21 protein-coding genes are annotated in these 26431 nt (G+C 35.5%); 19 read left to right on the top strand and 2 right to left on the bottom strand.

Annotated elements, in window-relative coordinates:
* Positions 1-133 precede the first annotated feature (133 nt).
* A complete protein-coding gene (locus QJV49_RS01395; protein WP_225511467.1) occupies positions 134-1780 on the top strand; it encodes an alpha-keto acid decarboxylase family protein in 1647 nt (548 codons plus the stop codon).
* An 80-nt stretch (positions 1781-1860) separates the two neighbouring features.
* Here QJV49_RS01395 and QJV49_RS01390 read toward each other — a convergent pair whose 3' ends face one another.
* On the bottom strand, positions 1861-2829 hold the full coding sequence (locus tag QJV49_RS01390; RefSeq protein ID WP_225511466.1) for an ROK family protein: 969 nt from the start codon (positions 2827-2829) through the stop codon (positions 1861-1863).
* 233 nt (positions 2830-3062) lie between these two features.
* Between QJV49_RS01390 and QJV49_RS01385 the strand changes: the two genes are divergently transcribed.
* The 5 genes from QJV49_RS01385 to QJV49_RS01365 all read left to right on the top strand — a co-directional run bounded on the left by QJV49_RS01385 (position 3063) and on the right by QJV49_RS01365 (position 6829).
* Positions 3063-3458: a VOC family protein gene (locus tag QJV49_RS01385; RefSeq protein ID WP_225511465.1), complete on the top strand. Its 396-nt coding sequence runs from the start codon at positions 3063-3065 to the stop codon at positions 3456-3458.
* Between the two features lie 23 nt (positions 3459-3481).
* Positions 3482-4108: a sugar O-acetyltransferase gene (locus QJV49_RS01380; RefSeq protein ID WP_225511464.1), complete on the top strand. Its 627-nt coding sequence runs from the start codon at positions 3482-3484 to the stop codon at positions 4106-4108.
* A 37-nt stretch (positions 4109-4145) separates the two neighbouring features.
* Positions 4146-4952 carry a Cof-type HAD-IIB family hydrolase gene (locus QJV49_RS01375; RefSeq protein ID WP_225511463.1) on the top strand — a complete coding sequence of 269 codons (807 nt, stop codon included), beginning with the start codon at positions 4146-4148 and terminating at the stop codon, positions 4950-4952.
* 270 nt (positions 4953-5222) lie between these two features.
* The gene (locus QJV49_RS01370) at positions 5223-6026 is read left to right on the top strand and encodes an HAD family hydrolase (RefSeq protein ID WP_225511462.1); all 804 of its coding nucleotides are present in this window, start codon (positions 5223-5225) and stop codon (positions 6024-6026) included.
* A gap of 206 nt (positions 6027-6232) precedes the next feature.
* Positions 6233-6829 (top strand): histidine phosphatase family protein, encoded by a 597-nt coding sequence (locus tag QJV49_RS01365; RefSeq protein WP_225511461.1) that lies wholly within the window; start codon positions 6233-6235, stop codon positions 6827-6829.
* Between the two features lie 43 nt (positions 6830-6872).
* On the opposite strand, the gene QJV49_RS01360 is transcribed toward QJV49_RS01365, so the two are convergent.
* A complete protein-coding gene (locus QJV49_RS01360) occupies positions 6873-7976 on the bottom strand; it encodes an SLC13 family permease (RefSeq protein WP_225511460.1) in 1104 nt (367 codons plus the stop codon).
* 287 nt (positions 7977-8263) lie between these two features.
* Here QJV49_RS01360 and QJV49_RS01355 point away from each other — a divergent pair, with 287 nt between their 5' ends.
* The 13 genes from QJV49_RS01355 (at position 8264) to QJV49_RS01295 (ending at position 26411) form a co-directional block, all read left to right on the top strand.
* Positions 8264-8503: a helix-turn-helix transcriptional regulator gene (locus QJV49_RS01355; protein ID WP_225511459.1), complete on the top strand. Its 240-nt coding sequence runs from the start codon at positions 8264-8266 to the stop codon at positions 8501-8503.
* Positions 8500-11079 (top strand): type I restriction-modification system subunit M, encoded by a 2580-nt coding sequence (locus QJV49_RS01350; protein ID WP_225511458.1) that lies wholly within the window; start codon positions 8500-8502, stop codon positions 11077-11079. The genes QJV49_RS01355 and QJV49_RS01350 overlap by 4 nt, the downstream gene beginning before the upstream one ends.
* Entirely contained in the window at positions 11076-12302 is a 1227-nt protein-coding gene (locus tag QJV49_RS01345) for a restriction endonuclease subunit S (RefSeq protein ID WP_225511457.1), read from the top strand. The genes QJV49_RS01350 and QJV49_RS01345 overlap by 4 nt, the downstream gene beginning before the upstream one ends.
* 16 nt (positions 12303-12318) lie before the next feature.
* Positions 12319-15408, top strand: coding sequence for an HsdR family type I site-specific deoxyribonuclease (locus tag QJV49_RS01340; protein WP_225511456.1), 3090 nt, complete (start codon positions 12319-12321; stop codon positions 15406-15408).
* Between the two features lie 204 nt (positions 15409-15612).
* Entirely contained in the window at positions 15613-17460 is a 1848-nt protein-coding gene (locus QJV49_RS01335; RefSeq protein WP_225511455.1) for a sialate O-acetylesterase, read from the top strand.
* A 26-nt stretch (positions 17461-17486) separates the two neighbouring features.
* Positions 17487-18341: an ABC transporter substrate-binding protein gene (locus QJV49_RS01330; protein WP_225511454.1), complete on the top strand. Its 855-nt coding sequence runs from the start codon at positions 17487-17489 to the stop codon at positions 18339-18341.
* Positions 18311-18793, top strand: a complete 483-nt coding sequence (locus QJV49_RS01325; RefSeq protein ID WP_225511453.1) for a hypothetical protein — start codon at positions 18311-18313, stop codon at positions 18791-18793. Before QJV49_RS01330 ends, QJV49_RS01325 begins: the two co-directional genes overlap by 31 nt.
* Before the next feature lie 67 nt (positions 18794-18860).
* On the top strand, positions 18861-19805 hold the full coding sequence (locus QJV49_RS01320) for a carbohydrate ABC transporter permease (RefSeq protein WP_023164212.1): 945 nt from the start codon (positions 18861-18863) through the stop codon (positions 19803-19805).
* Between the two features lie 14 nt (positions 19806-19819).
* Positions 19820-20662, top strand: a complete 843-nt coding sequence (locus QJV49_RS01315; protein ID WP_031560090.1) for a carbohydrate ABC transporter permease — start codon at positions 19820-19822, stop codon at positions 20660-20662.
* A 1-nt stretch (position 20663) separates the two neighbouring features.
* Complete coding sequence (locus tag QJV49_RS01310) at positions 20664-21797, top strand: glycosyl hydrolase family 8 (RefSeq protein WP_225511452.1); 1134 nt, start codon at positions 20664-20666, stop codon at positions 21795-21797.
* 12 nt (positions 21798-21809) lie between these two features.
* Entirely contained in the window at positions 21810-22436 is a 627-nt protein-coding gene (locus QJV49_RS01305; protein WP_058204657.1) for a polysaccharide deacetylase family protein, read from the top strand.
* Between the two features lie 28 nt (positions 22437-22464).
* Positions 22465-24459, top strand: coding sequence for an alpha-glucuronidase (locus QJV49_RS01300; protein ID WP_225511451.1), 1995 nt, complete (start codon positions 22465-22467; stop codon positions 24457-24459).
* A 203-nt stretch (positions 24460-24662) separates the two neighbouring features.
* Complete coding sequence (locus tag QJV49_RS01295) at positions 24663-26411, top strand: metallophosphoesterase (RefSeq protein ID WP_225511450.1); 1749 nt, start codon at positions 24663-24665, stop codon at positions 26409-26411.
* The last annotated feature ends 20 nt before the right edge of the window (positions 26412-26431 follow it).

Genomic DNA, 26431 nt, shown 5'->3' with positions numbered 1-26431 from the left:
ATTCACTCCTTTTATTAGTCTATTATACTTGATAATTTAAATAAGTCAATATCGTTGACTTATTTAAAGAAAAGCGTTATTCTATAAATGTCAATTTGATTGACCAATATATAATAAAATACGGAGGAATGCGATGTATACAGTAGGAGATTACCTATTAGACCGATTACACGAGTTAGGAATTGAAGAAATTTTTGGAGTCCCTGGAGACTATAACTTACAATTTTTAGATCAAATTATTTCCCGCAAGGATATGAAATGGGTCGGAAATGCTAATGAATTAAATGCTTCATATATGGCTGATGGCTATGCTCGTACTAAAAAAGCTGCCGCATTTCTTACAACCTTTGGAGTAGGTGAATTGAGTGCAGTTAATGGATTAGCAGGAAGTTACGCCGAAAATTTACCAGTAGTAGAAATAGTGGGATCACCTACATCAAAAGTCCAAAATGAAGGAAAATTTGTCCATCATACGCTGGCTGACGGCGATTTTAAACACTTTATGAAAATGCACGAACCTGTTACAGCAGCTCGAACTTTACTGACAGCAGAAAATGCAACCGTTGAAATTGATCGAGTACTTTCTGCACTATTAAAAGAAAGAAAACCTGTCTATATCAACTTACCAGTTGATGTTGCTGCTGCAAAAGCAGAGAAACCCTCACTCCCTTTGAAAAAGGAAAACTCAACTTCAAATACAAGTGACCAAGAGATTTTGAATAAAATTCAAGAAAGCTTGAAAAATGCCAAAAAACCAATCGTGATTACAGGACATGAAATAATTAGTTTTGGCTTAGAAAATACAGTCTCTCAATTTATTTCAAAGACAAAACTACCTATTACGACATTAAACTTTGGAAAAAGTTCAGTTGATGAAGCTCTCCCTTCATTTTTAGGAATCTATAATGGTAAACTCTCAGAGCCTAATCTTAAAGAATTCGTGGAATCAGCTGACTTTATCCTGATGCTTGGAGTTAAGCTCACAGACTCTTCAACAGGAGCCTTCACTCATCATTTAAATGAAAATAAAATGATTTCACTGAATATAGATGAAGGAAAAATATTTAACGAAAGAATCCAAAATTTTGATTTTGAATCCCTCATCTCCTCTCTCTTAAACCTAAGCGAAATAGAATACAAAGGAAAATATATCGATAAAAAGCAAGAAGACTTTGTTCCATCAAATGCGCTTTTATCACAAGACCGCCTATGGCAAGCAGTTGAAAGTCTAACTCAAAGCAATGAAACAATCGTTGCTGAACAAGGGACATCATTCTTTGGCGCTTCATCAATTTTCTTAAAACCAAAGAGTCATTTTATTGGTCAACCCTTATGGGGATCAATTGGATATACATTCCCAGCAGCATTAGGAAGCCAAATTGCAGATAAAGAAAGCAGACACCTTTTATTTATTGGTGATGGTTCACTTCAACTTACAGTGCAAGAATTAGGATTAGCAATCAGAGAAAAAATTAATCCAATTTGCTTTATTATCAATAATGATGGTTATACAGTCGAAAGAGAAATTCATGGACCAAATCAAAGCTACAATGATATTCCAATGTGGAATTACTCAAAATTACCAGAATCGTTTGGAGCAACAGAAGATCGAGTAGTCTCAAAAATCGTTAGAACTGAAAATGAATTTGTGTCTGTCATGAAAGAAGCTCAAGCAGATCCAAATAGAATGTACTGGATTGAGTTAATTTTGGCAAAAGAAGATGCACCAAAAGTACTGAAAAAAATGGGTAAACTATTTGCTGAACAAAATAAATCATAATTTATAAATAGTAAAAAACATTAGGAAATACCTAATGTTTTTTTGTTGACTAAATCAATTGTCTCTTTCTTTAGAAAACCTTAGTTTCTCAAAGACAACTTAATTAAGCCTGCCAAATAGAAACTAGAGAAGTTGGAAGAAAATTCCATTTGCGGAAGAGTTCCTTTAGGAAAAATCTCTCTGAGTTCATCCTTTATCTTGTCTATATTTAAGAGTTTCTCCCAAACCTGAGGAATAAAGATGATTAATTGATGGGGCGCATACATTGCGATAATTGTTTGAATCGAATCAAATACTTTTAGATAAATCTCGTTTTGACTCAATGGAAATTCAGCAGTTCTAAAAGTAGGAAGATATTTTATTTCCCCACTGATATTATTACTTCCTTTAAAAATAGTTTGATTAATAATCAAAGAAGAACCCGGCGGAAATTTTTCTGGAAAATAAATGCCGGATAAAACCTCATTCTCCTCTAAAGCATAACCTAGTGTAGCGGCGTTAATATCATTTTCAATAATGGTTTCAATCTGAGTTGAATCTCTAATTTCTTTAGCGAGATTGACATTTTTAAGCGGTGAAAAATCCATAATACGTAATTCTCCATCAATCTCAACTCCAGTAATACCACAAGTAATTAAAACGATTTGAGGAAAAACACTTCTAAAATGATTAATATTAAGCAAAAGTTCTTCTAAATTATTAGTCTTTAAATTTTTTTGTTCAATGACATTTCCCAGAAGATCAACAATATGATAATTGATCACCAAATTTTTATCATTTTCGATAAATTGAAGGATTAGTATTAACTCTTTAGTAGCATTAAATTCATAGGCTGTTGCGAAACGACCGCCAGTTTTAGCATGTTTATCAAGAGATTTAATGGTATCACTCTCAATCAGTTCCACAATAAGTTTATTAATTGTAACAACACTGAGTTGAGTCCCATCTGATATTTGACGAATTGTAAGTGGTAAATGAGCATTTTTAATGTAATCAGAAATTAGTTCCTTATTGTGTTCTTTGATATTTTTAGGTTTATAGGCTTTCATAATTCTCCTTATATGATCATTTTTCAAAATAAAAACGCTTTACTAATTTTGATAAAAAAGATATAATGAAATCAACTTATTAAAGTTTGTTAATAAAGTTTATTTAAAAAAATCGGCCTGCTCTTATTATTCTTAATAAAAGGAGCAATCATTGCCATTAGAATCATTATACCACTATTTTTAAAAGATTATCCAGCAATTGGATAAAGTTAGCTAGAAAATGGAGAAACAGAATGTACATCGAACACGTAGCGATTTATGCTGAGGATATCGAAAAAATAAAAGCTTTTTATGAAAAATATTTTAATGTCACTTCAAGTGATTTATATCATAATCAAAAAACAAGCTTCAAATCTTACTTTTTAACCTTTGACTCAGGAAGTCGAATGGAAGTCACAACAAAAAAATTCTTATCAAATAGAATTGCTGAGAGTTTAGGATATGCCCACATTGCTATTGCAGTAGGTGATAAACAAGCAGTAGATGAGTATGCTGAAAGATTTGTAAAAGATGGTTATCCATTGCTCAACGGCCCTCGTACTACGGGGGATGGCTATTATGAAGCAGTCATTCAAGATCCTGAAGGAAATTTGATTGAACTCACGACAACGCTAGATGAAGAACATTAAAAATAGAGAGTAGGTAAGGAGCTTTGGCAGTTGATTTTGATTATCAAGAGATGTTGTTAGGTAACTTATATCTTGCTGGGAATATTTTACCAGAAAATAAATCCATCCACGGCAAGAAAATTATCCAAAAAATCAATAATACTCCGATTGAAGAAAAAGAAACAATCGTTGCTTTAGAACGTCAAATTTTTGGGAAAACAGGGGACAATCTGTATGTAACTCCCCCATTTCAGGTGGATTATGGCAGACACGTAGAAATTGGAAATAATTTCTATGCAAATATGGATTGTATTTTCTTAGATGTTAATAAAATAAAGATTGGCAATAATGTTATGGTGGGTCCACGTGTCAGTTTTTATACGGCAGGACATCCAATAGATCCTCAAATTAGAATAGAAGAACTTGAATTTGGCTTGCCTATCACTGTTGAAAATAATGTATGGATTGGTGGGAGTGCCACTATCCTTCCAGGAGTGACCATTGGTAAAAACTCAATCATTGCTGCGGGTGCAGTAGTAACGAAAGATGTTGCAGCCAATACAATTGTCGGAGGAAATCCAGCTCAGCTTATACGAGCAATCAATGAAGAGGACAAGCACTATTGGAACAAGAAAAAAGATGAATATCAATCAAGATTAAAAGAAAAATAGAAATAAATCGATATATTTTTTAAATTGGAGATAATGTATGATTAAAGCAATCGCCGTGGATATGGATGGAACCTTTCTTAATTCAAATAATTACTACGACAGAGAAGCATTCCTTGAGCTCTTTAAAAAATTAAAAGCTAAAGAAGTGAGGTTTGTGGTAGCAAGTGGAAATCAGTACGCTCAAATAAGTTCTTTTTTCCCAGAAATTTGGCGAGAAATAACATTTGTCTCAGAAAATGGCGGACTCGTATTTGAAAAGGGAAATTTATTAATAAAAAAGACCATTGCCAAACCAATTATTCAGGATACTTTGACTCTTTTAGAAAATACTTCCTACAAAGTTGGAATTATTCTTTGTGGTGTACAATCTGCCTATATCCTCAAGAGCGAAAACACTGATTTGAAAAAGGAAGCAGCAAAATACTATTTTGCACTCAAAGAAATCGATTCATTTCAAGACCTTCCAGATGATGAATGGGTAAAAATTGCCCTTCAATTAGAGGATAAAAATGCTTTTTCGATTATTGATTTAATGAATGAAAAGAATAATTCTCAACTAAAAGCCGTATATAGTGGACATGGAAGTGTTGATTTGATTGCAAACGAAGTAAACAAAGGGAGCACACTTAAGCAATTATTGAATCAATGGGGAATCAAGCCCGAGCAATTTCTAGCCTTTGGTGATAGCAATAATGATTTAGAAATGTTAGAGCTCGCAGGCTATAGTTATTCTATGGCTAATGCAAGTGAACAAGTGGCCCGAGTAGCAAAATATCAAGCACCATCAAATGATGAGAACGGAGTAATTTCTACTATCAATGCTTTATTTGATAAATTAGGCTAAAACTTTATGAAGTGGAAGGAACCAGTAAAAACCACTTCATTCTAAGGCAGTAAACTTAAGAGTAAATAATTGATATTATAATGAACAACTATAATTTTGACCTCCTATAGAAACATTATTGTAGAGCTCTCACCAAGCATAAGGCACATTATAATGATCTAAATAGCAATAAATCTTGTCTTCAATTTGATTTACTGTCTTAAAATGAAGTGGCTAGCTTTTAACTCAGATTCTTGAACAAAAAAATACTAATAAAAGAAAGATAATAATATGATTAAACTTGTATTTACAGATTTAGATGGTACTTTCTTAAACAAAAGTGGTAGTTTTGATCAGTCTTACTACGAGAAGGTAAAGAAAATAATGGATCAGAATAATGTTATTTTTGCCCCCTGTACTGGTAAACAATGTGAGCGGGTTGAAGAACTCCTTGATACCGATATTTCTAAAAATATCTGGATATTGGGCGATAGCGCAACACGAATTAAACATGAAGGTAAATATATTTATGAGTCCTTATTACCAAACAAGTTAGGACTTCAAATTATTGAAAAACTAGAAAATATTGCATCAGATCATATTATTATCGCTTGTACCCCAACCGCTGCCTATATCAAGTCAACAGTCTCTGAAGAGGATGCTCAAAAAATAAGAAAGTCATATGCTGTTGTCAAAAAGCAGGAAGATTTACAAAATATTGAGGAAGACTTTGTAAAAATAACCGTTTTTGATCAAAAACTGAGAGCATTTGAAAATGTTAAAGAGCTGTCCGAATTTGAAGCGCAAGCCTATATCGTGGCCTCAGAAGCAGCATGGATTGATATTTCCAACTATAATGTTCACAAAGGAACGACCGTTCAAGCACTACAACATATTCTTGGAGTAACAAAAGAAGAAACAATTGCCTTTGGCGATGGACTCAATGATATTGAACTATTAGAAGCCGCTGGCTGTAGCTTTGCCGTTAATAATGCTTTTGACATTGTAAAAGAAAAAGCTGATTTCATAACAAAATCAAATGAAGAGAGTGGCGTTCTTCAAACAATTGAAAAGTTATTGATTTTACAAAAATGAAAGGAAACATAGGTCTAAGTTGACTGATTAAAATGTAAAGGACAATAGAATATGTCTATTGTCCTTTTTTTATGTTTTATTTTTAAAGATTATCTACTAGAATATCGTTGATAAAAAGATTCATAACTTTTACTTATATCTGCTTAATTAAAATGTATTTTTAAAAAGCTATTTATTTTACTAAAATAATTTTTGAGGTGAAAAAAATGCTAGAAATTTATTTAATACGACATGGACAAACAAAGTGGAATCTCGAAAAGAAAATGCAAGGTTCACTCAATTCTGACTTGACAGTTGAAGGAGTTGGGCAAGCAGTATCATTAGGTAAAGAGCTGAATAAACACTATTTTGATCATATTTACTCAAGTACGAGTCCTAGAGCTCTGGAAACTTCTCGACTAATATTTGGTGATAAAAAGAAAACTTCATCAGATTTGTTAGGTGAAATCGCTATGGGCGCGTGGGAAGGAAAAACTTATCAAGAAATTGAAAAACTCGCCCCTCTAGAATGGAATAATTTCTTTAATCACCCCTTTAATTACTTTCCCTCTAAAGATGGTGAATCATTTGCTCAACTAGAAGCCAGACTAAAAGTTTTTATCAAAGAAGAAAGACTCAGGGAGCGCTCAGGCAAAATCGCAATCGTCTCTCATCGAATAACGATTAGAATGCTGATTTCTCTCTTATTAAACAACAAAGAACTTTATGGTGAGATGGACCTTAGCTCGACATCATTAAGCATTATAGAAGTAGAAAATAAAAAAGCAAAATTAAAACTCTTAAACTCTACGGCACACTATTAAGAATAAAAAAACAAATCAGAAATTGATTTGTTTTTTATCAATATTATCGAAGAAATAAAATCCCAATTCCAATAAAAACAAGTAGATAGAGAAAATTTAAAAGTGTAAAAAGGCCGAAAAATTTCAAGGTAGATTGGTCTTTAACATTCAATTGATATTGCCTTAAGGCTAGCAAGTTAGCCAAAGAAGCCACCAGTGTTCCTAAACCACCGATTGTCACTCCCAAATATAAAGGAGAAAGCTGGCCGGTAAATTTTGATAGTAAGACAGCAGCAGGAACATTGCTGATGATCTGACTAGATAAGATAGAGGTAAAGAAAATAGAGAGGTCATTATTCATCAGCTGATGAAGCCAATCATGAATCAAAGGAATACGCCCAAGTGCACCAACAATAATAAAGAAATTGATAAAAGTTAAGATGATTCCATAATCCACTTCTTGATAAACTTTTTTCTCGATAAGATAAGCACAGACCAAGCTTGCAATTAAAGAAATCCAAACAGGAATCAAAGCTAATACGCCCAAAAGTACAATTAAGGTCGTGAATCCTAACAAGTAAAGATCTCGTTTTTTGATAGAAAATACCTTGTTTTCTATCTGTCTTACAGCCTTCTTTGAAAAGAAGAAGGCACATAAAAATAAAGTCAATAAGCTGACCAATCCTAAAGGTAAGGATAGTTTGAAAAAGTCTAAAAGCTTTAAATGATAATAAGAAACCAAATACAAATTTTGAGGATTTCCAATAGGTGTAATCGCACTGCCTAAGTTGGCATAAATGGTCATCAAACTAATCAAGCCAATTTTAGGTAACTTCACCTTTCGGTCAATATTAAAAACAATTGGCACCAAAGTTAAAATCGCCACATCATTTGTAAAAAACATCGAACCAAAGAAAGACAAGAGCAGCACCACTAAAGCCACTTGTCTCAAGTTTTGACATTTATCAATAATAAAGGCCGCAAAATATTTTAAAATACCAAGAATTTCAAAAATAGAAATAAGAATAATCAAGCTCAAAAGAGCCAAAATGGTTTTCAAATCAATATCAGAAGCTCTGACCGTCCCAAAAATTAAAGAAAGTAGCGCTAGAGCGAAAGTAAATAAAAAAGTTTTATCAGAAAAAATACGTTTTAGAGTAGATGCCATAGAGATTCCTCGCAAAGGAGTTATTTTTAATTAATTTTAGCATAAAACTAACACCTGTTATTCTTTTTTAAACTACAAGATTTAACTGTTTCTAGTAAAAAGATTATATATGTTATGAGCAGCCAAACATTTTATAAGCTCTCCCTCACTATTAAGATAATTATAAACTGTAACGAAAATATTGACCATCTAAATTTAGTATTTGCTCTATTTTATAGCCTATAAGCATCGTTATTATGATATAATTTTAAAAGATTCATTTACAAAGAACTGAAAGGAATGCAGTTATGACTTTTTCTTATAAAAGGCTTTGGAAGCTGTTGATAGATAGGGAACTCAGCAAAAAGCAATTAGCTGAACTTGCTGGGATTAGCCAATACACCGTGAATAAACTAAATAAAGGTGAGTCGGTGACGACCGAAACATTATCTAAGATTTGTGATGCATTGAAATGTAAGATAGAAGATATTTGTGAAGTAGAAAGTAACAAAAAAGAAGATTCAACTCAACTGGGGGAACAAGCGTGATTACATCAGAAGAAATTAAAAGCAGACTATGGGATGGAGCGACGGAACTTCGTGGCTCAATGGATGCCAGCCGTTACAAAGATTATATGCTTGGCTTAATGTTTTACAAATTTTTAAGTGATAAAACCTTAGAGACATTTAGAACTACTGCAGGCTTAGGCAGAATATCAGAATCAGAGTTAGTCGAAGCGTACACCCAAAATCGTGAAGAATTAGGGGAAGAACTGGATAAGATGATTCAACAGGTCTTGGGCTATTTTGTAGCACCTGAATACCTGTATCAAAAATGGATAAAGGATATCAACACAGGGGATTTTGAAGTTCAAAAAGTAACGGATAGTTTAAATAATTTTGAAAAGACTATTGCCGTAACAGGGGACTCTGATGATTTTAAAGGTCTTTTCTCAAGTTCGACTTTAGATTTAACTGATACTGCTTTGGGTAGCAACTTAAATGAACGTAACAAAAGCATTAAAGCCCTAATCAATTTATTTGCTGACCTTGATATGGTTGCTTTGCAAAAGAGCGATGTGCTCGGTGATGCATACGAATATCTGATTGGTCAGTTTGCCATGGAATCAGGGAAAAAGGCTGGAGAATTTTACACGCCAAGACAAGTTTCAGAAATAATGGCACAAATTGCAGCTAAGAACTCAAATATCCAATCTATCTATGACCCAACCGTTGGTTCTGGCTCACTTTTATTAACTGTGGGAAAACATCTGAGCAAAGAAGTGCAAAAAGATTTATCTTACTATGGTCAAGAAAAAAATACAGCCACTTATAACCTGACACGTATGAACTTGCTCTTACATGGGGTACGTCCAGAAAAGATGACGGTAAGAAATGCGGATACTCTATCTCATGACTGGCCCGAAGATCCGAGTCAAGCAAATGTTGGGGTACAGTTTGATGCGGTTGTTATGAACCCACCGTACTCACTCAAGGACTGGAATAAAGCTGGCTTAAAAGTTAGTGACCCTCGCTTTGAGATTGCAGGGACATTACCGCCTGATTCTAAGGGAGACTTTGCCTTTCTTTTGCATGGCCTTTTCCACTTGGGAACAAATGGTACAATGGCGATTGTCTTGCCTCACGGTGTGCTCTTTAGAGGTGGCTCAGAAGGTGATATTCGTCAAAGACTTTTAGAGAAAAATCAAATTGATACCATCATTGGCTTGCCGAGCGGAATGTTTACCAATACGGGTATTCCAGTCATCGTGATGGTTTTGAAGAAAAATCGTCCCGTTGGAGAACCCGTTTTAATCATTGATGCATCTCGTGGTTTTGTCAAAGTTGGCAAGCAAAACGTTCTACAAGAAAAAGATATTGCCAAAATCGTAGATACTTATTCATCACGGGATGAGATTGAAGGCTATAGCCACCTAGCGACTCATGAGGAAATTATTGCTAACGAGTGGAATATGAACATTCCTAGATACGTGGAAGCTGATAATGATGAGATTGCTCAAGATGTAGATGCGCATTTATATGGTGGAATTCCTAAGTCCAACATCGATGAACTGTTGGTATTAAATAAGAGTGTTCCCGAAGTGATAAACTCATCATTTGAAGTATTGCGCGAGGGCTACCTGATGCTAAATAAGAGCATGGAGCAACTGACAGAAGAAGTCATCAATGCCCCACAAGTTTTGGCAAAGAATGATGAGTTGAGAAAGATTGCTGAAAGTTTCGTTGCGAAGTATTGGGATATTCTCCGTCAGGTCAATCTTGATAGTGATTTGACGAGTCTCATGTCAGAAATGCTTTCTGAGATAAAGGAAGAGGTTTCTAGTATTGAATTTGTAGACGCATATAGTGCTTACCAAATCGTGGCTGAAATCTGGAAAGATAGTCTGACTAAAGACACTGAATTGATTGCAGCAAGTGATTTTTATGCCATTGGTCGTACACGTGAGCCAAATATGGTGACAAAAGGGTCAGGCAAGAACAAACGCCAAGAGCAAGATGGCTGGATTGGTATGCTTGTGCCAAATGAATTGATAGCCAAACGTCTTTTTGCTTCAGAACAAGAAGAAATCGAAGCGTTGAAAAATAAAGCTCAAGAAATTGACAGCGAATTGTCTGAGCTTGTAGAGGCTGCCAAAGTTGAGGATTCTGAAGAATATGAGGCCCTTTACGAATCGCTCAAGAAAAATGAGGATGACGAGCCACAAGATGTTTTTGAAGCTAAAACGATCAAGGCTGAGCTGAAAAGAGCAGAAAAAGGCACGTCTGAATTTGAATGGCTAAAACGTGTTGAAAAACTTCTGACGGATAAAAGTTCAACGAATAAGTCCGTCAAAGAAAAAGAAAAACAACTCAAAGAAGCGGTTGAATCTAAGATTGAAAATCTGACAAATGAAGAGATTGATATGCTGGTTTTTGAAAAGTGGTTTGCGGGTACAGTAGATGCTCTTGTAGGGCTAGTTGAAAAGCCTTTGCGCGCGGAGCTTTCAACGATTGCACTTCTTGAAAAGCGTTATGCTCAAACATTCAATGAAATTGATGCACAAGTTTCAGAGCTAGAAAAAGCTTTTGAAGCACTTGCGAGTGAATTGGTGGTGAATCAATGAGCAAAAATAAAAAATTAGTACCGAAAAGACGTTTCAAGGCGTTTCAAAATGCTGACGCTTGGGAACAGCGTGAGTTGGGGGATCTAGCTGAAATTGTTAGAGGAGCATCACCAAGACCAATTCAAAATCCAAAATGGTTCGACCAAAATTCTGAAATCGGATGGTTACGGATTTCAGATGTTACTGAACAAAATGGCCGAATACATTTTCTTGAACAGAGAATATCAGAAGCTGGACAAGGAAAAACTCGTGTTTTGCATTCAAGTCACTTATTACTTAGTATTGCTGCAACAGTTGGGAAACCAGTTATTAACTATGTTCCAACCGGCGTACACGATGGATTTTTAATTTTCCTAAATCCAAAATTTGATCTAGAATTTATGTTTCAGTGGTTAGAGATGTTTAGACCTCAATGGCAAAAATATGGACAACCAGGAAGTCAAGTAAATCTAAATTCTGATTTGGTGAAAAATCAAAAAATTTTTATACCATCACTTGGGGAACAAAAAGAGATTAGTTCATTTTTTACTAACCTCGACCAAACCATCGCTTTTCAACAGCGAAAGCTTGAGAAGATGAAGGCGATGAAATCGGCTTGTTTGTCAGAAATGTTTCCTGCTGAAGGTGAGCGTAAGCCAAAACGCCGTTTTCCAGGCTTTACTGATGCTTGGGAACAGTGTGAGTTGGGAAGTATGACCCAATATAAGAATGGCAAAGGTCATGAAGATAGACAAAGTGATACAGGTAAGTATGAGCTGATTAACTTAAATTCAATAAGTATTGACGGTGGGCTCAAACATTCTGGAAAATACATTGATGAGGTAGACGACACATTATTAAAGAACGACTTAGTTATGGTTTTAAGTGATGTTGGACATGGAGATTTACTTGGAAGAGTAGCTCTAATACCTGAAGATAATAGATTTGTGTTAAATCAGCGAGTCGCATTATTAAGACCAAATGAAACAGCTAATTCTAGTTTTTTGTTTTATTATATCAATGCACACCAGAATTATTTTAAATCCCAAGGCGCTGGAATGTCTCAACTGAATATTTCAAAAAATTCGGTTGAAACGTTTAAAGATTATGTACCGAGTAAAGATGAACAGATCCAAATCGGACAATTCTTTACTAACCTCGACCAAACCATCACTTTTCAACAGCAAAAGCTGGAAAAGCTGCAAAATATCAAAAAAGCATACCTCAATGAGATGTTTATTTAGGAAAGGAGCGTAAGCTGTGAGTAATGCACCTAAAGATGCGAGTGAAAAAGCCTATCAAGAGAACTTTGTAGCTGAACTGGCAAAGTTTAAATGGCAAACGCCTGACTTTTTGAATGGAAATAAACAAAAAGTTACCGTTCAAAGCCTCATTAACAACTGGCGGAGTGAGCTCAATCGCTTGAATAATGACCAGCTTGAGGGAATTTCTTTGACAGACGGAGAGTTTGCTCAAGTGCTGTCAAAAGTTGGGCAGATTAGCAACTCCTACGAGGCAGCTAAAGTGCTGGCAATGGAGGAAGGCAAAGGTAAGATTGACGGCATCTATCGAGATAGCCATCCGCAAGTCACTCGTAAGCAAATCACGCTAACCATCTTCAAAAAAGCAGAAGTACGTGGCGGAGAATCAAGCTATCAGGTGGCGCGTGAAGTGGAGACGCCTAATGGCAATCGCTTTGATATTGTACTTTTAATCAATGGCTTGCCACTGATAAATATCGAGCAAAAGCGGACAGACAAGTCGATTGATGAAGCTTTTGGACAATTCCAGCGCTATTATCGTGATGGTGAATATACCAATAACTTCATGGCCTTTTCACAGATGATGGTGGTTACGACAGAAATCGAAACGCGATATTTTGCCACGCCCAAAACTGTCAATGACTTCAATCCTGCCTTTGTCTTTCACTGGTCAGACAGAGATAATAAGCGCATTAATGACTGGAAAAAGGTGATAGAACACTTTTTAATGATTCCAATGGCGCACCAAATGGTGGGGGATTACTTGGTGATTGATGAAGCCAAGGAAGAGGAGAACCGTAGGCACATGCTCATGCGCCCTTATCAAGTTTATGCTCTTCAATCCATAGAAGGGGCAGCCTTTGGTTGGGATAATGACGAAAAGATTCCACATGGTGGCTTTGTTTGGCACACCACTGGTTCAGGGAAAACAATCACCAGCTTTAAGACGGCTCTATTCCTATCTACAAGAGCGGGTTTTGATAAAGTGATTTTCCTCGTTGACAGAAGAGAGTTAGATAGTCGTACAGGGGAAAATTTCAAAGCATACGCTGCCTATGAACCGATAGATGTCGATGATACCCGCTCAACTCATCAATTGAAGAAGAAACTCGGGAATGTAAAAAATGGCATTGTCGTAACAACTACTTTTAAGCTGAATAATCTGATTGATGATCTGAAAAAGAATCAAGACTATAGTCTTTCAGAGAAACGCTTTGTTTTTATCATTGACGAAGCCCACCGTACAACCATGGGACAAATGATGGGAAATATCAAAGATTATTTTAGAAAAAATGGTTTGTTCTATGGCTTCACAGGGACACCCCTCTTTGATGAAAATAAAGTTAAAGGCAAAATCAATAAAAAGAGTGAACTCATCAATACGACTGAAAAACTCTTCGGCCCTGAACTTCATCAATATACGATTGACCAAGCAATTTCTGACGGGAACGTCCTCGGTTTCCATGTGGATTACATCAATACGGGTGAATTCAAGAGCTATGATGATTTGCGTGAACAGCTACTGGATAAAGCCTTAGTAGAGAATCCTGATGTCAATAAAAAAGAGCTCGAACGTAAATATGCTGTGATGTCCGAGCTAGAAGTGGAAAAAGAAGCAGCTAAGCAGGAAGTTTTGATCTATCAAGATGAGACGCATATTCCACGTGTAGTGACAGAGATTTTAGAGAATTGGGAAAGTCAATCCCAAAATCGTGAATTTAATGCGATTTTGACAGTTGCTCGTAAAAAGCGTGTCATTGCCTATTATAAAGAATTTAAAAAGCAATTGATTGAGCGTGATGAAAGTCTTAATATTGCCATGACTTTCAGCTTTGGCAACGAAAATGATCCAGAAAATCCAGCACCAAAAGAAGCGGCGATGATGTTTAAGGATTATAGCCAATATACGGGTATTGAATATATAGCTGGTGACAAGAAACATGGAGAAGATGCCTACTTTGAAGATGTGGTTGAGCGTGCAACACGTGGCGGGAGCGGACGAAATCCTAAGAATATTGACCTCGTAATTGTAGCAGACCAGCTTTTAACGGGCTATGACTCTAAACGCTTGAATACATTATATGTAGATCGTCCTTTGATGCTGCAAGGACTGATTCAAGCTTACTCGAGAACGAACCGAGTATTTGGAGCAACTAAGGAATTCGGAACAATTATTAACTTCCAGTATCCAAGGATTACCGAAGAGATTGTAAATGATGCCCTAAAACTTTATGGTAGTGGCGGAAAAAGCAGTCGGGTAATCGTTGACCATTATGAGATTGCAGTGAGTAAGTTGAAGAACTTGCTCGGTGAGTTGGTATTGACCTTGTCAAAACCATCGGAGTGGGCTGAAATAAAAGATGATGACGATAAGAAAGAAGAATTTAAGATCGCCTTCTTTGCAGCAAGCGACCAGATGAATTTAGTGCAACAATATTATGAATATCAGTGGAATGATGAAACTTTCGGCATGACTGAACATACTTGGCTTCAGTATATTGGTGCCTATAAAAACCTTTTTCCTAGACCAGAAGGAACAGGACCCGTACCTCAGACCATAAAACAACTTCAAGGTAAGACAAAGCTGACCAATACTCAAGTGATTGATGCGGCTCACATCTTAAGTTTAATCGGTGCAAGAGTAGGTTCTACAGATGGAATTCAGACAGTTGATGAGGAAACAAAACGGATTATTTATGAGCAGATTCAAGAACTTAGTAACATGGGGGAGGCAGTAACTGCTGATTTACTCCGTGAGTTTGTAGAAGATGAGCTTTTTAAAGGACATCTATCTTCTAGAATCAACTTTGATGAGGCGTTCGATAACTGGAAAAAAGAGAAGCTCCAAGTAGAGATAGAAAAATTCGCGGATTATTGGGGAATTCAAGATATCGATACTCTTAATAGGTCTGTAAATTTGTATTCCGATAGTCAGCCTGAAATCATTCCTTACATTGAAGAAATAAATAATAGCGTTAACCATGAAATCGCTCTAAATAAAGAGAATAAAGGTCGGCTAAAACACATTATTGAGTTAGGAAAAGCCCTCCCTAACTGGATGCATGAAATAAAAAGTCGATTATCATAAAAAGAATAAATACGAAAAAAGGACAGGAGAAATAATTCTTCTGTCCTTTTTTATTTTTGATATTTAATTTACTAACAAACCTAAACACAACATTTCCCAGTTCACATCGCAAGAAAAATCAGAAAACCAAATCATGAAAGCGCTATATTTATTTTTAGATAAAAACTTGTATATAAGTTTTGTAACAAACGAAAGAGATAAACCATGAAATCATCTATCTTTATTCCATATCTTCTAAGAGATGGTGCAATCTTACAAAGAAATCAAGAGAATCATTTTTGGGGATACACGGGTTCAGAACAAGAAGTCACATTATCTTATGAGGAAATACTATTAAAAACTAAATCTGACGAAAAAGGTTATTTCGATATTATTCTTCCAGCACACGAAGTAAGTGAGAGCATTGACTTTAAAATTTCAACCGTTGATGTAGAAATTATTCTCAAAGATATTTGTTTTGGTGATGTGTTCCTGCTTGGTGGTCAATCCAATATGCAACTTTGGATGGAACGTCTCAAAACCCGCTATCCTGATGAGATAGAACAAGCCAAAAATCCTTTGCTTCGTTATTTTGAGGTACCAGAAGAACCAACTTTTAATAACGTTAAAACAGAATTAACCTCAGGAAAATGGAAAAGAGCAGTTGGCGAAGATTTAAAGAATTTGTCAGGGATAGGTTATTTTTTTGCTAAAGAAAAATTTTTAGAAGATGGTGTACCAATAGGCTTGATTGCTACAGCAGCAGGTGGGACACCGCTTAATGCTTGGTTGAGTGAAGAGTCTTTAACCAAATTTAATTCTCTTCCACCATCCTATAATGCTTTAAAAAATAAAGAATATCTAAAAGAAATTCAAAATCTTGATAAGTTCTATCAAGACAACTATCAGAAACTTTGCGAAGAAACAGATGAAGGTTTACATCAATCTTGGCAAGACCCTAACTTTGATGATAGGAATTGGCCTGAGATTTCATTAAGTGAGACTTGGAATGAAAAATATACTTTTCCAGGTACACTTTGGTTAAGAAAAGAACTTGAAATTTCAGATGAATTTATTGGAAAGGAGGGGGAGTTGCGCTTTGGAACAATGACCGATGCTGATGTTATCTATGTCAACGGAAAGAAAATAGGCAATACTGACTACAAGTATCCACCTAGAAATTACAAAATATCTAAGTTAACAAAAACATTTACGATTGCAATTCGTCTTAAAATCTATAACGCTCCTGGTGGAATCACACATAGTAAGCCTCATATTCTCTTAGTTGGAGAGAATCGTTTAGATTTAAATCATGGATGGAAAATTAGGCGAAGCAGTACATTGCCTGAACGTCATAAAGCATACTTTATTAATTATGAACCAACTGGTTTATATAATGGCATGATTGTACCTTTACAAAAGTTAAAGTTTGCAGCTATTCTCTGGTATCAAGGTGAAAGTGATGCAGGTAGTCCGCAAAATTATGGCCCACGTTTTCGCGAATTAATCGAAAGTTGGCGAAAACTTTTTAAGCAACCAAATTTACCTTTTCTTTATGTCCAATTACCAAATTGTGATACTGAAAAAGATGCAGATTGGGCAAGACTTCGTGAAGAACAAAAAGAGGGGCTAAAAATATCACGAACAGCCATGGTCGTGACAATCGGAGATGGAGAAGATGATGACCTCCATCCTTTAAATAAAAAAGATGTCGCTCATAAACTATTAAACGCTTATCACAATGTTAAATTATTCCCAAATTGTTATTGTATAGGTCCTCTTGCTAAAGAGGCAATACAAGCGAAAAAGAATGTTATTATCCTTTCATTTGAAACTTTCGAGAAAAAAATTAACATTGAGAAAGATAAGGATTTTGAACTTTTTCAAGAAGGGCATAGTTATGAAGTAAGTGACTACCATCAAGTTGAGAAAAAAATTATTTTAGAGCTTCCTGCCACCTTATCACTTCAACCTGATGCGAAAATCAGGTACAACTGGAGCAATGCTCCGCAAGCATTTATTTGGAATGAAGAGGGATATCCAGCTTCTCCCTTCGAATTAAATATTCAATAAAAAACTCATAATAGGAGAAAAACAAAATGAATCTCGCAAAAAATTGGAAAAAGCTTTGCCTTGGCTCTGTTGCTTTACTTGCAACTGTAACCCTAGTTGCTTGTGGTACAAGTACAAGTAGTTCGAAAAAATCTGCTGGCAATGCTGATTTGAACAAAAAACAGACTATTACATTATGGTCATTTACTACGATGCAACCACAGATTGATGAATTAAAAAAGGAAAAACCAAATCTTACCATCAAACAAGTTGTTGTTCCCTATGCTAACTTTCAAACAAAACTAGACTCTGTTTTGGGAACAGATAAAGCGCCAGATATGGTGGCGTTAGATGCAGGTTTTGTTGAAAAATATGTTCAATCAGGTAAATTAACAAATCTTGGAGATTACGGAGTTGCTTCAGCCGCCAAGGGAAATTACCAATATACGCTTGATATGGGGAAAGATAGCAAAGGAAAACAAGTAGCAGTTTCTTACCAAGCAGCTCCGGGGGCTTACTACTATAATACTAATGTTTTCCAAAAATATTTAGGTATTGCTCCAAATGACGTAGCTTCTGCTCAGAAAGCTTTGTCTAGTTGGGATGCAATTAAGAAGACTGGCGAAACAATCAAAGAAAAATCTGGTGGACAAGCTTATCTTTTTAGCTCACTTGAAGAAATTTATAATCCAGTTATTGGTGCAAGAAAAGATGGTTGGGTGATTGATAATAAACTTAAAATTGATAGTTCAATGACTGATTCATTAGATTTGATGAAAGAAGCTGTTTCAGAAGGTTGTGTCAAAATACAACCCCTCAAACTCCTGACTGGTATGGTGGAATTTCATCTAACAAGATTGGGGCTTATGCAATGCCATCTTGGGGACTCTTTTATTGGTTGAAAAACTATGCTAAAGATACAGCTGGAGCATGGCGCGTGACAGAAGGGCCGGTGTCTTATTCATGGGGTGGAACTTGGCTTGCAGGAGTTCAAGGTTCTAAAAATGCTGATGCAGCTTCAGCACTCGCTGTTTATATGGGAACAAACAAAGAATTCCAAACATGGGATGTCAAAACACAAAATGACTTTGGTTCAGTGAAAGCAATCAATAAAGAACAAGGTAAAGATGCCAAGGTCAGTTTGATTGGTGGACAAAATCCTTATCCTGTTTGGTCAAAAGTTGCAGATACCATTAATGGTAAAAATCAAACACAATATGACCAAAGTATTCAATCAATTTGGATTAATGATGTTGTTAATCCTTATGCTACAGGAAAAGTCACTAAATCTAAAGCACTCGATACATTCAAGTCAGATGTTAAGTCTGCCTATCCTAATATTGAAGTGAAATAAGGACATTTAGAAAACATAAGAGAAGCAAGGACTATGTTTGCTTCTCTTTTTATAGTAAGGAGATAAAATGGAAAACACTAAAAAAAGTGTTCGAAAGAAAAAATCAAATTTCGAGAAATATAATCGTTTTGGTTATTATTTCTTAATTCCATTTTTTGTGGGATTTTTACTTTTTACACTTTATCCAATGATTTATTCAATTGCGATTAGTTTTACCAGTATGAATGGTTGGCAATCTTTTTCAGATGCAACTAATGTTGGCTTACAGAACTTTAGAACATTACTGACAAGCACTCCACTTTTTATGAAAGCACTGGGTAATTCAGTAATGCTTTGGATTTTTACTTTTATTCCGCAAGTGCTTTTAGCTTTAATTTTAGCAGCTTGGTGGACGAATAGAAAACTAAATTTAAAAGGAAGTGGCTTTTTTAAAACAGTATTTTATTTACCAAACATGATAATGGCAGCTTCTATCGCAGCCTTATTTGGCGGGATATTTGGCTATCCAACAGGTCTTGCAAATTTACTCTTACAAAATATGCACCTCATTAATCATCCTTTTAATTTCTTTCAATCCGTTTGGGGGACAAGAGGGATTGTAATCTTCATTCAATTTTGGATGTGGTACGGACAAACCTCGATTGTTTACATTGCAGGGATTACATCAATAGATGAAGGTCTCTTTGAGGCAGCTCGTATTGATGGAGCTAGTGATGGTCAAATATTTAGACGAATTACTTTGCCTTTGCTGAGACCAATTGTACTTTATACCTTTGTTACCAGCTTTATTGGTGGTTTGCAGGTCTTTGATATTCCTTTTATTATGACCCAAGGTGGCCCACAAAATGGAGTTTATACTCTGTCCATCTTTATTTATAATCAGGCCTTTGCTTATCGTAACTATGGTTTGGCTTCAGCAGCCTCTGTACTTTTATTGATTATTTCCGCTGTTGTTTCTATTCTTATGTTCCGTGGATTTAGAGAAAGAGTAAATATTGGAGGTGAAGAATAATGGAACCTAAAAGTATGAGTAAGCAATTAAGAGCACGTCGAACATTGATTTACATCTTTTTTGGAATCCTGACTTTATTAAGTTTAATTCCATTTATTTATATGTTAGTGAATTCCACGCGCTCTCTAGTTCAAATTACCTCAGGTGTATCGCTTTTACCTGGAAGTTCTTTGGCTCATAATTTACAAATATTAAAAGGTTATGGGATGAATATGTGGCAAGGAATGGGAAATTCAGCTTTTATTTCCATTACTTCCACAGCTATTTCTGTTTATTTTTCAGCTTTATCAGCTTATGCATTAACTGCTTATGATTTTAAAGGAAAGAAAATAATCTATGGATTTATAATTGCTTTGATTATGATACCGGGGCAAGTGTCAATGATTGGGTTTTATAAATTCATGATTCAGTTAAATTTACTTGATAATTATATTCCATTAATTTTACCTGCAATATGTGCGCCAGCATCCATCTTTTTCCTTTGTGAATATATGAGTACAGTTTATAACAAAGATTATGCTGATTCAGCCAGATTAGATGGTGCCAGCGAGTTGAAAATCTTCCATAGAATTATGCTTCCGATGATGAAACCAGGTTTAGCAACAATGGGTATTTTTGGCTTTATTTTCTCTTGGAATAACTTTATGATGCCATTAATTTTGATTACTAATCAAAAACTATATACCTTACCGATGCAAATACAGGTATTAACCGCAAATGGTGGTGGCGGTCACGTTGTAGAATGGGGAGCGGTATATGTCGGCGTTTCGATTGCAATTGCGCCTACTATTCTCGCTTACTTGCTCCTTTCACGCTTTATTATAGGTGGTGGAAATGCAGGAGGTGTTAAGGGGTAGTATGGAAAACTTATTACTAAAAGTTGCACCAAAAGAAGAAATCGACAAGAAACTAGAGCATGTCTTTGAAACGCTCTTTGGACAAGCTTCTCCTGAACGTATTTATTTTGAAGAAGATGATATGGCATATATTGTTGATACGGGCAATGATGATGTTAGAACGGAAGGGATGTCTTATGGGATGATGATTACTTTGCAGTTGGACAAACCAAAAATATTTTCTCAGTTATGGAAATGGGTGAAAACCTATATGACAGTACCTAAAGGTCATGAAAATGAGGGATATTTTATCTGGTCTTGTGCGCCTAATGGTCAGGCTAATAGTGACGGTCCAGCACCAGATGGGGAAGAATATTTTGCGGCAGCATTATTACTGGCTGAAAAGAGATGGAAAATCAAAGAATATGGGGATGAAGCGAGAGCTTTACTCCATGCGATGGTTCATAAAGGGGAAAATCAAGATGGCTATCCTATGTTTGAACCAGAAAATACTTATATTAAGTTTGTGGCTCATCTTCATATGACTGACCCTTCCTATCATTTACCTCATTTCTATCAACTTTATGTCAAATATGGCAATCCAGAAGACTCGGATTTCTTTCTCAAAGCTGAAGAGAAAGCTCGTAAGTTTTGGCTTAAATCAGCAAATGCTAAGACTGGATTGACACCAGAATATGCGGATTATGAAGGGCAACCTTATGATATTGATGGGCATTGGACCTTCTTTAGTGATGCTTATCGGACGGTTGCCAATATTGGCTTAGATTGGCTTTGGGAGCACGAAGAGATTGGACAAAGTCAGATTGCCTTAAATATCCAAAAATTCTTTGAGCCTTATCTTGAAAATGATGAAGAAATTCCTGTTTTTAAAATTGATGGTCAGCCTTTAAGTAAAGAAGAACAGACCGCGGAAGGATTTCCACCGCTAAAAGTTCATCATCCGCTTGGTCTTTGGTCAACTTTAGCTCAAGCCTCACTTGTCACCAATGAGTTTGATTCCACTTTAGCTTTGAAATACCTCAAATACTTCTGGAATTTGAAGCTTAGAAGAGGGAAGTATCGTTATTATGATAATCTGCTTTACCTTTTTGCTCTTCTTGCTTTATCTGGAAATTATCAAAAAGAGTGGTCATGAAAGGAGAAGAGAGTGACAAAAGAAATTGCTTTAACTTTTGATGATGGACCTTGGGGAGCAAGGACGCTCTGGGTGCATGACGAACTCATAAAGCGACAGATTCCAGCAACTTTCATGATCTGGGGTGAGCATATGGCAGATTATCCTGAAATTATGAAAGCAGCGGTAGAAAATGATCTTTTTACTTTTGGAAATCACACATATAGTCATCCTCATTTGACTGACTTATCGGAAGAAGAAGTTTTGTCTGAGATAAAAAGGACAGATGACCTCTTTTACCGACTGACAGGTATGACTTTTGATTTTGTTCGTCCGCCATTTGGGGATTGTGATGCTCATACATTATCTCTCATTAACCGTCCGATAATCTGTTGGTCTTTGGATACAATGAGTTGGGATCATGGTGATCCGGCTAAATGTTTTGAAGCTATCCATAATGCTAAAGATGGCGATATTGTCTTGATGCATGATTTTCAAGAAGCTGATGTTTTTGCTTTGTCCGCTATTTTAGATTACCTACAAGAAGAGGAGTTTACTTTTAAATCGATTCCTGAGCTTTTGGGGACTCAACTTAATGATGAAGCTTATATCTATTACTCAAGGGATAAACGAAAAAAAGTTGGTTTTAAAGGTATTTGACCGTAAGTTTAGATAAGAAAGGGAGAAAATGACGATTGATGAAATGTGGCTGAAGTCTTCAGTCTTGAAAGAAGGACTGGCCGAGGAGATTTTTTATGTTGATGTGGCATTTGAAGATAAAATCACGCTTCGTTTGCGCTCAGAAATCAGTGAATGGTTAGGCTGTCAACTGACAGGAGAAAAGTCAAAAGCAACAGTGGTCTTGTCAGTAAAAAGTGATCTAAATGATAATTTAGAAGCTTATGAAATCAGAGAAAATGAGATTATTGGTGCTTCGTCAGTTGGTTTGCTTTATGGATTTTATGCTTATTTGCGTTTAAAACTAACAGGGGCCAAATTATCTGAAAAATCATCACCTAATCAAGCTTTGCGGATGATTAATCACTGGGATCAAGTGGATGGTACTATTGAGCGTGGTTATGCTGGTGAATCTATCTTCTTTGGTCGCTTCGGTTCAAATGATAACACAGACACTGGATCCTTTGCTGTCAAAGATATTGGAACAGATATTTTTCGTAATGATTTCACGCTCTTAGAAATGTACGCTCGTTTTCTTGCTTCCATTGGACTTAACGCAATTTCACTAAATAATGTGAATGTTAGAGCTTTGGGAACAAACCTGATTATCTCGCCTTACATTGAAAAAGTAGGTGAGATTGCTAGTCTTTTTGCGACTTTTGGTCTCAAGACCTTCTTAGCTATTAATTGGGCAGCACCAAAATTAATTGGTGGACTAGAAACGTCAGATCCCTTGGATGAAAAAGTGTCTTCATGGTGGCAACAAACCATTGACCATATCTATAATGTCATTCCTGATTTTGGTGGTTTTGTTGTTAAAGCAGACTCTGAGGGTGAACCTGGTCCTTATCAATATGGTCGAAATCATGCGGACGGAGCCAATATGCTTGCTAAGCCTTTTGAAAAATATGGAGGACTTGTCATTTGGCGAACTTTTGTATATAATTCGCAAACGGACTGGCGGAATCGTAAGAATGACCGAGCTAAGGCAGCTTATGAAAACTTTATGCCTCTTGATGGTGATTTTGCGGACAATGTAATTTTACAAATTAAATTTGGTCCCATTGATTTTGGAGTGAGGGAACCTTTGATGCCCTTGTTTGGGGCACTTAAAAAGACTAATCAATTAATGAAATTTCAAATCACAGCCGAGTATTTAGGACATCAAATTGACTTGAACTATGTTCTTCCTCAATGGTTAGAAATGATTCATTTTGATAACTACGGTCAGCCAAAGGATACAATCAGAGTAAATTCTCCTATAGCGACAAACTCAGGTTTTGTTGCCATTGGTAACGTGGGAATGGATGAAAATTGGTGTGGCAACAAACTAGCCCAAGCAAATTTTTATGGTTTTGGTCGAATGTGTTGGAACAATGATTTAACAGCAGCTAAGATTTTGCAAGAATGGATTGCGTTGACTTTTCCAGAGGTGAAAGAAGAGGTACGAAAAGAAATTTTTGAGCTCATGATTGATTCTAATCGAACATATGAACTCTACAATGCACCACTTGGTGTGGGTTCAATGATGGTTCCTCATTATCACTACGGGCCTTCCATCAATGGGTATGAGTATGATCGTTGGGGAGCCTATCATTTTGCTGACCGCAATGGTCTTGGCATTGACCGAACAAGTGCGACAGGAACTGGCTATGCTAATCTTTATGCCCCGGAAGTGTCCAAAATTTTTGAGGATAAAAGTAAAACTCCAGATGAAATTTTACTCTTTTTCCATTATGTCGAATATGGGCAACTTTTAAAAAGTGGAAAAACATTGATTCAGACCATTTATGACCAGCATTTTGAAGGTTTTGAGCGAGTAGAGTCATATCTCAAAAGTTGGCAGACATTAATTGGAGAAATTGATGAGCTGACATATAATAATGTGCTTGAACGTTTAAATCTACAATTGGAAAATACCAGAAATTGGCGAGACCAAGTTAATACATATTTTTATCGAATGTCTGGTATCTCAGATGAAAAAGGTCGGGAGATTTATCGGTAATTTTAGAAAAATAGCTAGTATGATATACTAGCTATTTTTTAGTTTATACGATTGATTTTACAAGCATTTTTAAATAGTTTATCTGATATAATGGATTTAGATAAAAACAGGACATAATCTTTAATTAAATCTAATAAAATTTTACTGATGTTAAAGAGTTAAATTTATTAAGGTTAGTTAAAAAATAGAAGGGTTTAGATGACTTGAAGGCTAAAAATGAAATTTCTAAAGAGCGAAAAGAAACCGTAGAAACTGCGATAGAAATTAAAAAAAAGAATCTTGAAATCAGTCAAAATTTATTAGAAGGTCGATTTGAACTTTATCAAGAAAATCGACGTCGTTCAGTCAATAAAGTTATTTATCAGAGCCAGTATTTTCAATTAGTTTATAATTTAAATCACAAATCTTTAGCAATTGAGAGTAAGGGGGATTTAATCTACTCTGCAATTCCTTATGATACAGGAAGAAATTATATACAGAAATCCTCTATTCAAGCAATCTTGCATCCGAATGAAACAAGAAAATATATTGAAAGTCATGAAAATAATCTAAAAAAATATTTGGCTTTATCTATTTTTCAATTAACAGGACAAAGAGTTGCACTTGATTCCAATGAAGTTGAGAACGCTTATCAACAAATTTTTGCGGACCCTTTGTTTGAAATGCAAGTCTTGGGAAGGATGATGCAACATGACGAAACGGGCCCTCTTTCTGCTAATTTGGCAGGTAAATTCTTACATAGTGAAAATAGAAAAACTGGAATCTCACCTTATTTAGCCGAATACTTGAAATTTGTTGTTGAAGTGACGCAGAATTTACCGATTTCAACGGATGGTAAAAATGTTCATTTGCTTGATTCTGCCCATGAACAAACGAAAGATAATGTTTATCTTGATCAAAGTAAGAATTTAGCACTTTCAAGTCAGTCAGATTTGAAAGTTGGTTTAGAAAATCTTCCTGCCCCACTTAAAGTAGAGATTGAAAACATTCAAATTGCTGAACCTATTAAAGAAGTGGTGACCAAACCACTACTGAAATCAAATGTGGGTAATCAATTGAGGAATTTACGGAAAAATTATGTTGCACATAGTCAAAATCCTAAAGACCTTGAGCAGTACTTTGAAAATGTTCATTCTACTGAAAATAATAATAAAATTAATGTTATTTCAGATATCGATAGTCAGGATGGAAAACTTCCTTTCTCTAATCCTAACTTCAATATTTTAGTAGGAAATATTTCTGATTCTGTTGTTTCAGATTCAAAAATGCAAGGTATTTATGTTATTGGAAATCATGAGCTATCAGATATTCTTTCAGACCAAAAGATTTTTTCTAAAAGTAAATGGGATGATTTTAGAGAAAAAGAATGGTTTAACGATTTAGTTTTAGACCCAGATCAGGCATGGCCAAAATTACCAATAGGGGATAATTCCTTTTATGAACTCATAAAAGAGGAGTTAGCGCAAAATTATCCCAAAATGAAGATATTAAATAATGAATCGGTGATTTATGAGGGAGTACGTTATATTGGCTTAACCATACCAGTGGCTCTTGTAAAGCGAAAGAAAGAACTGCAAAATTTTATTGCTATTGAACTGAAAAGACTTCTTGCTCAAGATAAACAAATTCCAACAGTAGTTGTTTCTCATGCCCCATTATTTAATGAATTAAGTATGCTTTCACCAAAGAGCAGCTCCTATAACAAATCTTATAAATGTGCTCATAGGGGGATATTAAGCTTATTCGAAGATTTTAATATTATTGGAGCAATTCAAGGCCACCATCACATTCCCGCCTCATCAGGTCAATCAAAAATGGTCAAATTTTCTAATAAAAACATCTTTGTAGTTTGTTCTATTTATTCAAAAATTAATACAGGATTTGAGCTTGCAAAATTGTTACCTGATACGAATATGGAGAAACTTTTAGGACTTCAGGAAGATAAAAATTAATAAAATATTTATAGGAGAAG

Origin of the sequence: Lactococcus sp. NH2-7C, from assembly GCF_029953655.1 — a bacterium.
Classification (GTDB): Bacteria; Bacillota; Bacilli; order Lactobacillales; family Streptococcaceae; genus Lactococcus; species Lactococcus lactis.
Note: the sequence above shows the minus strand (reverse complement) of the source record. Positions and strands in the feature narration are given on the sequence as shown.